7 protein-coding genes are annotated in these 9811 nt (G+C 70.1%); 1 reads left to right on the top strand and 6 read right to left on the bottom strand.

Going from position 1 to position 9811, the window contains the following annotated elements; genetic code table 11:
• Positions 1-41: 41 nt before the first annotated feature.
• The 3 genes from G9373_RS32630 to G9373_RS32620 all read right to left on the bottom strand — a co-directional run bounded on the left by G9373_RS32630 (position 42) and on the right by G9373_RS32620 (position 3547).
• Complete coding sequence (locus G9373_RS32630) at positions 42-1928, bottom strand: DEAD/DEAH box helicase (RefSeq protein ID WP_133986682.1); 1887 nt, start codon at positions 1926-1928, stop codon at positions 42-44.
• 225 nt (positions 1929-2153) lie between these two features.
• Positions 2154-3107 carry a M56 family metallopeptidase gene (locus G9373_RS32625; protein ID WP_054248857.1) on the bottom strand — a complete coding sequence of 318 codons (954 nt, stop codon included), beginning with the start codon at positions 3105-3107 and terminating at the stop codon, positions 2154-2156.
• Positions 3108-3133: 26 nt separating this feature from the next.
• Positions 3134-3547 carry a BlaI/MecI/CopY family transcriptional regulator gene (locus tag G9373_RS32620; protein ID WP_005246077.1) on the bottom strand — a complete coding sequence of 138 codons (414 nt, stop codon included), beginning with the start codon at positions 3545-3547 and terminating at the stop codon, positions 3134-3136.
• Positions 3548-3722: 175 nt separating this feature from the next.
• Between G9373_RS32620 and G9373_RS32615 the strand changes: the two genes are divergently transcribed.
• Positions 3723-6311, top strand: a complete 2589-nt coding sequence (locus G9373_RS32615; protein ID WP_054248856.1) for a rhomboid family intramembrane serine protease — start codon at positions 3723-3725, stop codon at positions 6309-6311.
• A 6-nt stretch (positions 6312-6317) separates the two neighbouring features.
• Here the strand turns inward: G9373_RS32615 and G9373_RS32610 are convergent, their stop codons facing one another.
• Genes G9373_RS32610 through G9373_RS32600 form a run of 3 tightly spaced genes read right to left on the bottom strand, consistent with a single transcriptional unit; the run spans position 6318 to position 9720 of the window.
• Entirely contained in the window at positions 6318-7151 is an 834-nt protein-coding gene (locus G9373_RS32610; protein WP_005573383.1) for an ABC transporter ATP-binding protein, read from the bottom strand.
• Positions 7148-8254, bottom strand: a complete 1107-nt coding sequence (locus tag G9373_RS32605; protein ID WP_064080638.1) for an iron chelate uptake ABC transporter family permease subunit — start codon at positions 8252-8254, stop codon at positions 7148-7150. The genes G9373_RS32610 and G9373_RS32605 overlap by 4 nt, the downstream gene beginning before the upstream one ends.
• Positions 8251-9720, bottom strand: coding sequence for an iron ABC transporter permease (locus G9373_RS32600; RefSeq protein ID WP_133986683.1), 1470 nt, complete (start codon positions 9718-9720; stop codon positions 8251-8253). Before G9373_RS32600 ends, G9373_RS32605 begins: the two co-directional genes overlap by 4 nt.
• Positions 9721-9811 lie beyond the last annotated feature (91 nt).

The raw sequence follows: 9811 nt of genomic DNA, 5'->3' as shown, positions 1-9811 counted from the left end.
TCACTCACACTTCGTTATTCGGTTGTCCGATCAGCGATCGATCAGCTGCGTCGCTCACGCCGCGGGCCGTCGAAGCCGTCGTACGAGCGACGATCCGTGCGGCTGCGGAACCCGCCACCGGTCGACGCGGGGCGCCGCTCCGACGCGGCCGCGGGCCGACGGTCGTCGCGACGGTCGTCGCGGCGGTCGTCGCGACGGAACCCGCCCGCCGCACCGCGGTTGTCGCCGAAGTCGCGGCGCGGTGCGCTGCGGTCGAAGCTGCGCTCGCCGGTACCGCGGTGGCTGTCGCCGCGGTCACCGAAGTCGCGGCGCGGGGCGCTGCTGCCGCCGCCGTACTCGCGGCGGGGTGCACTGTCACCGAAGTCGCGGCGCGGGGCCCGATCGGTGAACGTCCGGTTGTCCCGGTCGCCGCGATAACCGCCGCCACGGTTGTCACCGTCACGCTGCGGGCGGTCGCCCCGGTAGCCGCCGGACCGGTTGTCTGTTTGGTCGCGGCGCGGGCCACGACCCTCGAAGCTGCGACCACCCGACGGACGGTCGCCGAAGCTGCGCTCACCGCGGTCACTGCGATTGCCGCGGTAGCCGCCGCCGTCGCGGCCGGCGTAACCGCCCTCACGGCGGGGTCCGCGGTCGCCGAACTTGCGGTCGCCGCCACGCTCGCCGCGGGAGTAGGTGTCGCGCACCGGTTCTCCGCTGGGCGCCTTGGCGCCGGTGATGCTGGCCAGCTTCTCCGAGCCGGGGGTGACGGGCACGGCGGTGGCGTCGACGCCGGCCATCCCGGTCAGGCGGCGGAACGTGCGCTTCTGGTTGGGGAGCACGATCGCGACGACGGTGCCCTTCTCGCCGGCACGGGCGGTCCGGCCTGCGCGGTGCAGGTAGTCCTTGTGATCGGCGGGCGGATCGACGTGCACGACCAGGTCGATGCCGTCGACGTGGATGCCGCGGGCGGCGACGTCCGTCGCGACGAGCACCGGGGTGCGGCCGTTCTTGAACCGTTCGAGGACACGGGTGCGCTGATTCTGCGCCTTGCCGCCGTGCAGCGCCTCGGCGGCGATGCCCACCGCACGGAGGCGGTCGGTGATGCCCTCGCAGCCGAGCTTGGTGCGGGCGAACATGATCGTGCGGCCGTCGCGGGCACCGATCTCCGCGAGGACGTTGTCCTTCTGGCCGCGGTCGACGAGCAGCACGTAGTGCTCCATCGTGTCGACGCTGGCGCGACCGTCCTCGGTGGAGTGCTGCACGTGGTCGGGCAGGAACTGGCGGACCAGCGACTGCACCTCACGGTCCAGGGTGGCCGAGAACAGGAGACGCTGGCCGTCGGCCCGGGTCTCACCGAGGATCGCCCGGACCTCGGGCAGGAAGCCCATGTCGGCCATCTGATCGGCCTCGTCGAGCGCGGTGATCTCGATCGAGTCGAGGATGCAGGTGCCCTGACGCAGGTGGTCGTTCAGCCGGCCGGGGGTGGCGACGAGGATGTCGACGCCCCGCCGCAGCTGGTCGACCTGCTTGGAGAACGGGGTGCCGCCGACGGCGGGGCGGACGGTCAGGCCCATGGCCCCGGCGTACGAGTTGAGGGAGTCGACCACCTGGAATGCGAGTTCCCGGGTGGGCACGAGCACCAGTGCGCGGGGACGCTTGGGTGCGGGCCGGTCCTCGTGGCGGGACAGGCGGGTGAGCATCGGCAGGCCGAATGCGAGGGTCTTGCCCGATCCGGTCTGTGCGCGGCCGAGGACGTTGGTGCCGGCCAGCGCATCGGGCACGGCCAGCGCCTGGATCGGCGATGGGACGGTGATGGAGTTGCGGGCGAGGGCCTGGACCAGGGGGGCGGGCAGGCCGATCTCGGCGAACGTCACGGTGGCGTTCTGATCAGGGGTTTCGGTCTCGGTCTGCTCTAGTGGGGCAGACGTCGTCTGGACAGCGTTGGTCACGCAAATACCTCTCCGGGCATAGGGCGCGTCGCGGAGCGGGGGCTGTCATGCAGCACGCACAAAGGGACGAGCCAGGGCACATGTCACCTGGTCAATCCATTCGCGGAAGTGCGGGGAATTGGGCTGTGTGCCGTTTCAGTGTTGATGGGCCGCAGTGGCGACCGTCGACCAGTGTACGCGACGGGGCACCCGGTTATCGAATGCGGCGGGTTGTGAGCTGGGTGACTATACGGCGCTGAACAACCGGCTCAGTTCGGTGAGCCAGGGGACGGCGACGGCGATGGTCGGCACCACGAGGATGGCCACCGACGCGGCGTAGGCGGCGAGTGCCACCGGGGTGCCCGCCTCCGAGGAGGACAGGCGCTGCACCCGCAGCAGGGTGCTGGGACCACCCGCGGCCATGGCACCCTTCGGGGCGATCGACCCCGAGCAGGCGACGAGTGCGCGGGCCAGTGCGGTCGGCCCGGTGGCGCGGACGGCGGAGTCGTCGGCCAGCATCTCGACCAGCAACTGCACCGACCCCAGCGCGGACTTGCTGCGCACGACGGTGGGGAAGGCGGCGTTGACGGCGGTGAACGCCTCGAGGACGAGGTCGTGCCGGGCCCGCAGATGGGACCGCTCGTGGGTGAGGATCGCGGTGATCTCGGCGTCGTCGAGGTTGGTGAACGTGCCCTGGCTCAGCACGACTCGCTGCCGCAGACCGGGCAGGCAGTAGGCGATGGGCTCGGTGACGTCGAGGACCCGCAGGTCCGGGGTGCGGGCGAGGGGCGAGGACGAGTCGCAGCGGTCGAGGAGGTCGACGAGCATCCGGTGCCGGGCGCGTCTGCGCCGGGTGCGGACCCCGACCTGCACGATCGAGAAGATCAGTTTGGCGCCGACGAGGAGGGTGAGCGCGAAGACCACCACGTACAGCAGCCACAGGGGCAGGCCCAGGGCGTCGATCTCGGCGACCGGTGCCGTGGTGGGGCGCCCGTCCGGTCCGGGGACCAGCAGTTGGCTGGCGATCGCGAGACCTGAACTGAACGCGGACAGAACTGCGGCGAGGGCGATTGCCTGCCACAGCACGAGGGCTGCTCGGGGGGCGCGATGCGGCCATCGGGCACGACTCAGCAGCGCAGGGACAGGCCCTGCGAGAAGAAGTGCGAGTACTCCGAATACCAGCGCGGTGGTGGCGTCCATGTCCTACTCATCATGCATGACGAACGTCAGCCGGCGCGAACGGTTCCCGACTGATTGTCTCCGGTGGACCGCTCCTTGGCCTCGAGCGCGGCGAGGGCCTCGCGGAGCGCGTCGGCCTCGTCGGCGCCGACCTGCCCCACGAAGTGGACGAGTGCGGCGGCGCGACTTCCGGACTTGTCGGCCTGCTGCAGGGCGTCCACCATGAGGCTCGCGACGAGTTCCTCGCGCTGGTGCACCGGCAGGTACCGGTGGGCACGGTCGTCGCGCTGCTGAATGACGAGGTGCTTCTTCGCCAGTCGCTGGAGCACTGTCATGACAGTCGTGTACGCGAGTTCACGGCGTGCCGCCAGTGCCTCGTGTACCTGCCGTACCGTCTGCGGTTCCGAAGTGGACCACAGGTGATCCATCACTGCGCGTTCGAGTTCGCCGAGTCCAGCCATAAATTGATTCTACGGATACGACGACGCAGATACGTACTACTGGTAGTAGTAAAACTGCGTCACGGCGTGTGGTATTGGCCATACTCCGAACGGGTGGATTACGGTCGGGTTGGCAGCGGCCGACCCGCCGGGCATGCGTTCGTTCTCGACATCGCGGAGAGTGGGGACCTGGCGGATGAAGACCGACGACAGCGCGGCGACCGGACACGATGCGGCCGCCAGGGTCAAGGGTCAGACCGGGCGGGCAGCGGAACGGGTCTGGGGCGGGGTGCGGGGTGCACCGGTCAGCATCGCGCTGCTGGTCGTGATCTGGATCCTCGCGATCGCCACGTCCAGTGTGATCAGCGGTCCCTCCCATGACCTGTCCCAGCACGTTGCGATCGGGATCCGGGCGTTCCAGAACGGCTGGGTGTGGACCCTGTTCACCGCCGGGCTGTGGGGCGACGACGTCCTGGCGTACCTGTCGACGACCGTCCTCGTCCTCGTGGCGGCCGCTCCGCTGGAACGTCGCATGGGGTCGGCGCGGTTCGTGCTGGCCGCGGTCGCCACCCAGGTGCTCGGCGGGCTGCTCGCACTGTCGGTGGCCGCCGTCGCGAAGGTCGTCGACGCGAACTGGGGTTTCCGGCTGCACGTGGGCATGGCCGTCGGTCCGAGCACGTGGATCGTCGGTGCCGCGATGGTGGCCAGTTCGAACATGGGCACGCTGTGGCGTCGGCGGATCCGCGTCGGCGTCCTCGTGTTCACCATCACCCTGGCACTGTTCAGTGGTTCGCTGCAGGACGTGGTCCGGCTCGCCGCGGCCGTCGTCGGCCTGGTGATCGGCCGCTGGATCGTCGGCCGCTCCGCCCGCGGCGAACGGATCGCGGGCACCCAGCGTGAGGGCCGGGTACTCGTCGCGATCATCGTGGCGGCCAGCGCGATCGGCCCCATGATCGCGGCACTGTCCGCGGAGGCGGTCGGTCCCCTCGCCGTGCTCCGCGACCTGTTCCGCGGCATCCCCTACACGGCCGGCGAAGTGCGCGACCTGTGCGAGGTGTCGGCGTCGGACCCCGAATGCCGGCGCGGGCTGCTCGAACTGCGCCTGTCCGGGGTCGGACCGACCCTGCTGAGTCTGATGCCGTCCCTGTTCCTCCTCACCCTCTGCGACGGCCTCCGACGGGGCCGTCGCTTCGCGTGGGTCGCGTCCGTGATCGCCCAGGTGATCCTGCTGGTGCTGTCGCTGCTGAACTTCGCGATCCGGTTCGTCGACTCCCTCGACGAGGACTCCCTGTTCTACGGTCTCGCCGACCCGAACCTGTACCGGACGCTGGTGCCGTTCCTGACACCGCTGGCGATCCTGATCGTGCTGCTCGCCACCCGCCGGTTCTTCGACGTCGCCGCCCCGGCCGGAACCTACCGCCGGCTGGCGATCGTCCTGGTGTCGCTGCTGGCCGGTCTCGCCGTTCTCTACGTGTTGGGCGGATTGTGGGCGCGGCACGGTTTCGATCCCCGGCCGGGGTTCACGACGCTGCTCGCCGACTTCCCGGAGCGGCTGATCCCGCCCGTGTACCTGCAATGGCTCGACCCCCGGCTGCTGCCGGAGAGCATTCCCGCGACCCTGCTGTACGAGTGGACCGGGGTGGTGTTCTGGGTGGCGGCGTGCGCGCTGGTCGCCGCGACGTTCCTCAGTCCCGCCATCGGATCGGACTCGGCGGCCGCCGAACGCGCACGCGCCCTGTTGAAGTCGGGGAGCGGAAGCCCGCTGTCCTGGATGACGACGTGGCGCGGCAACCACTACTGGTTCTCCGCCGACGGCACGAGCTACGTCGCGTACCGGGTCCTCGCCGGGGTCGCCCTCACCACCGGTGACCCGGTCGGCCCGCCCGACCGGCTGCGGGACAACGTCGAACACTTCGCCGAATTCGCCGCCGCCAACGGGTGGATCCCGTGCTTCTACTCGGTGACCGGCGAGGTCCGCGCCGTCACGGACGCCCTCGGCTGGAGCGGTATCCAGGTCGCGGAGGAGACGGTGCTGGATCTGGGGCAGATCGCGTTCACCGGCAAGCGGTTCCAGGACGTCCGGACCGCCCTGAACAAGGCCAAGAAGTCGGGGATCACCGCGGAATGGGTCAGCTTCCCCAGCGCCCCGCGGTCGATCACCGACCAGATCACGGCGATCTCCGAGGAGTGGGTGGCCGACAAGGGGATGCCCGAAATGGGGTTCACGCTCGGCGGACTCGACGAGGTCGACGACCCGGAGGTGCGCTGCCTGATCGCCGTCGACGAGGATCGCACCGTCCACGGCGTCACGTCCTGGTTGCCCGTGTACCAGGATGGGCGGGTGGTCGGCTGGACCCTCGACTTCATGCGCCGGCGCTCGGAAGGGTTCCGGCCGGCGATGGAGTTCCTCATCGCGTCCGCGGCGCTGAAACTGGAGGAGGAGGGTGCGCAGTTCCTGAGCCTGTCCGGCGCCCCGCTCGCCAAGGTCGAGCAACCGGACAGCGACGCCGACGATCGGGAACGGTCGGAGTCGTCGAGCCTGTCGGCGGTGATGGACAGCGTGCTGGATCTGCTCGGCCGGACCCTGGAACCGGTGTACGGGTTCCGTTCGCTGCTGGCGTTCAAGTCGAAGTTCCAGCCCCGGTACGTGGCCATGCACATGACGTTCGCCGATCCGGCCGCCCTGCCGAGCATCGGCAACGCCGTCGGCAGGGCGTATTTGCCGACGGTGTCGCTGGGGCAGAGCTACCGGCTGGTGCGGACGATGATCGGCGGCCGGCGCTGACGGCCGCTACTTCGGCTCCGGTCCGCCCACCGCCCCGTACACGTGGCGGGTGCCGATCGGCACCACCAGCGGGCGATCGGACACCGGGTCGGCGATGACCGCGGCCTCGAGACCGAACACCTCGAGCAGGAGTTCGGCGGAGATGATGTCCTTCGGCGCGCCGGCCGCGACGATGGTGCCGTCCCGCATCACGATCAGCTGATCGCTGTAGCGGATCGCGAGGTTCAGGTCGTGGAGCACCATCACCACGGTGCGGCCCAACTCCTCGTGCATCCGGTCCACCAGGTCGAGCACCTCGATCGAGTGCGCCAGGTCCAGGTAGGTGGTGGGTTCGTCGAGCAGGAGGATGTCGGTTCCCTGCGCGAGGGCCATCGAGATCCAGGCCCGCTGACGCTGACCGCCCGACAGTTGGTCGACGGGGCGGTCCGCGAGGTCGGACACCCCGGTCAGCGCGAGCGCCTCCGCGACCTCGCCCTCGTCGTCGGACGACCACTGCCGCAGCCACGACTGGTGGGGGTGCCTGCCGCGGGCCACCAGGTCGGCCACCGTCAGCCCCTCGGGGGCCAGCGGCGCCTGGGGGAGCATGCCCAGCGTGCGGGCGACGTCCTTGGTGCGCATCGATCCGATGGCCTTGCCGTCGAGCAGAACCGAACCGTTGCGCGGCTTCAGCAGCCTCCCCAGCGCACGCAGCAAGGTGGACTTGCCGCAACCGTTCGGCCCGATCACGGTGGTGATCACCCCGGTCCTCACCTCGAGGTCGAGGTTGTCGACGATGACCCGGTCGCCGTACCCGAGGCTCAGGTTTTCGGCGATCAGTCGAGGATCAGTCTGCACGGTCATGCCGAGACCTTCCGATTGTTGCGAACCAGCAGATACAGCAGGAATGGGCCACCGAGCGCCGAGGTGACGATACCCACCGGCAGCTCGACCGGCAGGATCGTGCGGGCGACGACATCGCTGCCCACCACGAGCACGGCGCCGGTCAGCGCCGACGCGATGAGCGGCGGGCCCGCGGACCGCACCAGCCGCAGCGCCACCTGCGGCGCGGCGAGCGCGACGAAGCCGACCGGACCCGCGGCCGCGGTCGCGATGCCGGCGAGGGCGACGGCCATGAGCAGGAGCCGGGCCTGCGACCACTGCAGGCGCACACCCAGCGACACCGCGTTGTCGTCGCCGAGGCGGAGGGCGCCCATCGTGAACGACGAGATCACGGCGTAGCCACCGACGAGGACGACGGCGATCGTGACGGGCCACACCTGACTCCAGGCGGCGCCGTTCAGGGAGCCGTTGAGCCACACCTGGGCCCGCGACGCGTCGTTGATGTCCGCGGAGATCAGCAGCCAGCCGGTGACCGCGATCAGCATGGCGTTGATGCCGATGCCGATCAGGATCAGCCGGTAGCCCTCCACTCCGCCGCGCCACGCGAGCACGTAGATGACCAGCGCGGTGAGAAGCCCGCCGAACAGGGCGGCCAGCGGTATGCCCAGGGTGGCAAGGAGGCCGACGAAGCTGCCGCCGCCGCCGAGGACGATCAGCGCGACCGCGGCGGCGCTGGCACCGGACGTGATGCCGAGGATGTCCGGGCTGGCGAGGGCGTTGCGGGCGATCGACTGGGTGATGGCGCCGGCCAGGCCGAGGGCCATGCCGATGAACACACCGGTCAGCGACCGCGGCAGGCGCAGATCCATGACGATGAAGTTCTGGGCCTTCGTGCCGCCGCCGAACAGCACCCTGGTGACCTCGGGGATCGACAGCGGGTAGTCGCCGCGGCCGATGTTGAGGCACAGCACCAGGAACAGCGCCACCAGCAGGGCCACGTTGACGGCGATACCGAGGGGCCGCAGGACCAGGGAGATCGGTCCGAGCCGGAACGCGGGGCGCGCCGGGACGCGGGACGCCGGGGCGGCCCCGAGGTCGGGGCGCACTTCGTCGCGAGTGCTCACAGGCTTGCCAACTTTCTGCGCCGAACCAACGCGATGAAGAACGGTGCGCCGAACACGGCGAGCACGATTCCCACCTGCAACTCACCCGGCCGGACCACGACGCGTCCGATGACGTCGGCGGTCACGAGCATGACGCCGCCGAGGAGGCCGGCGTAGGGGACCAGCCACCGGTAGTCGGGGCCGGTGATCGCCCGCGCGACGTGGGGGACCACGAGACCGATGAATGCAATCGGGCCGCACGCCGCGGTGGCCGCACCGGTGAGGAGGGTGATGGCGACGATGCCGAGTGCGCGGCTGGCCGCGATGTTGGTGCCCAGCGACCGTGCCACGTCCTCGCCGAGGCTGAGCACGTTCAGCCCGGGTGTGCTGACGAGGGCGAGGATCAAACCGATGATGAGGAACGGCAGCACCTGCCAGAGCACGTCGAAGCCGCGGCCGGCCACCGACCCGACCACCCAGAATCGGTAGGAGTCGAGGCTGGACTGGTCGACGATGATGATCGCGTTGGTCATCGCCTGCAGGAAGAACGCGACGGCGGCGCCGGCCAGGGCCAGGCTCAGCGGGCTCGCCGCCCCGTTGCCGATCGACGACAGCCCGAACACGACCACGCTGGCGGCGAACGACCCGGCGAACGCGAACCACAGGTATTCGCTGGGCGCGCTGAACCCGAACAGGTACATCGACAGCACGACGAGGAACGCGGCGCCCGCGTTGAGGCCGAGGAGTCCCGCGTCGGCGAGCGGGTTGCGGGTGTGTCCCTGGATGAGGGCGCCCGCGACGCCGAGCGCCATCCCGACGACGAGTCCCAGCGCGGTCCGCGGGCCGCGGAGTGTGCGGACGATGATGTCGGTCTGCGAACCGTCCGCATCGAACAGTGCGTGGAAGATCTCCGCGAACGACAGTGGCCGCGCCCCGACCGCGACGCTGGCGAGCAGGACCAGCCCGATCAGGATCACGAGGACACCCAGCCCGACGAGCCGACGACGCCGGATCGCCGCGACGGACACGTCCTTCTCGCGGACGGTGAAGCCTTCGTCGGACGCGGTGCTTTCCCGGACGACCTCGGTTCCGGAGCGCCGGAACACCCGCTGCAGAGACCGTTTCGGACCGATCGCGTCGTGGGTGTGGGTGTCGCGGGTGACGAGGCCGACCCAGCCCTTGCCCGAACTCTGCCCGGTGTTGCCTTCGCGGAATCCGCGGTTCCACAGCGCGAGCCCGAGGGCGATCGCGACGGCGGCGCCGCCGAAGACGACCCGGTCCGCCTGCCCGCCGCCGTTGTCGTCGCGGAGGGAGTCGACGATGTACCACCCGAGGACGAGGGGGATGGCCACTGTCCCGATGTCGAGCAGTCCCGCGAGTGCCCGGAGGTACAGCGGGGCGGGACCGCGCGGGACGTCGCGCTTCCCGTAGGGCTCGTCGGTCGGCAGGTGCGGGATGTCGCTGCCGAACTGTCTCGTCGTCGTCACTGGCGGGGGAAGCTCCTGACGTGTGTGCCTGTGCACCGGATCTGCACCGAATTCAACTACTTAGGTTACGGAACCCTATCCCTGATGCCAC

This window comes from Rhodococcus sp. A14 (assembly GCF_011603105.1).
In the GTDB taxonomy this organism is placed as follows: domain Bacteria; phylum Actinomycetota; class Actinomycetes; order Mycobacteriales; family Mycobacteriaceae; genus Rhodococcus_F; species Rhodococcus_F opacus.
The sequence above is the reverse complement of the archived record's forward strand: the minus strand, read 5'-3'. Positions and strand labels throughout refer to the sequence as shown.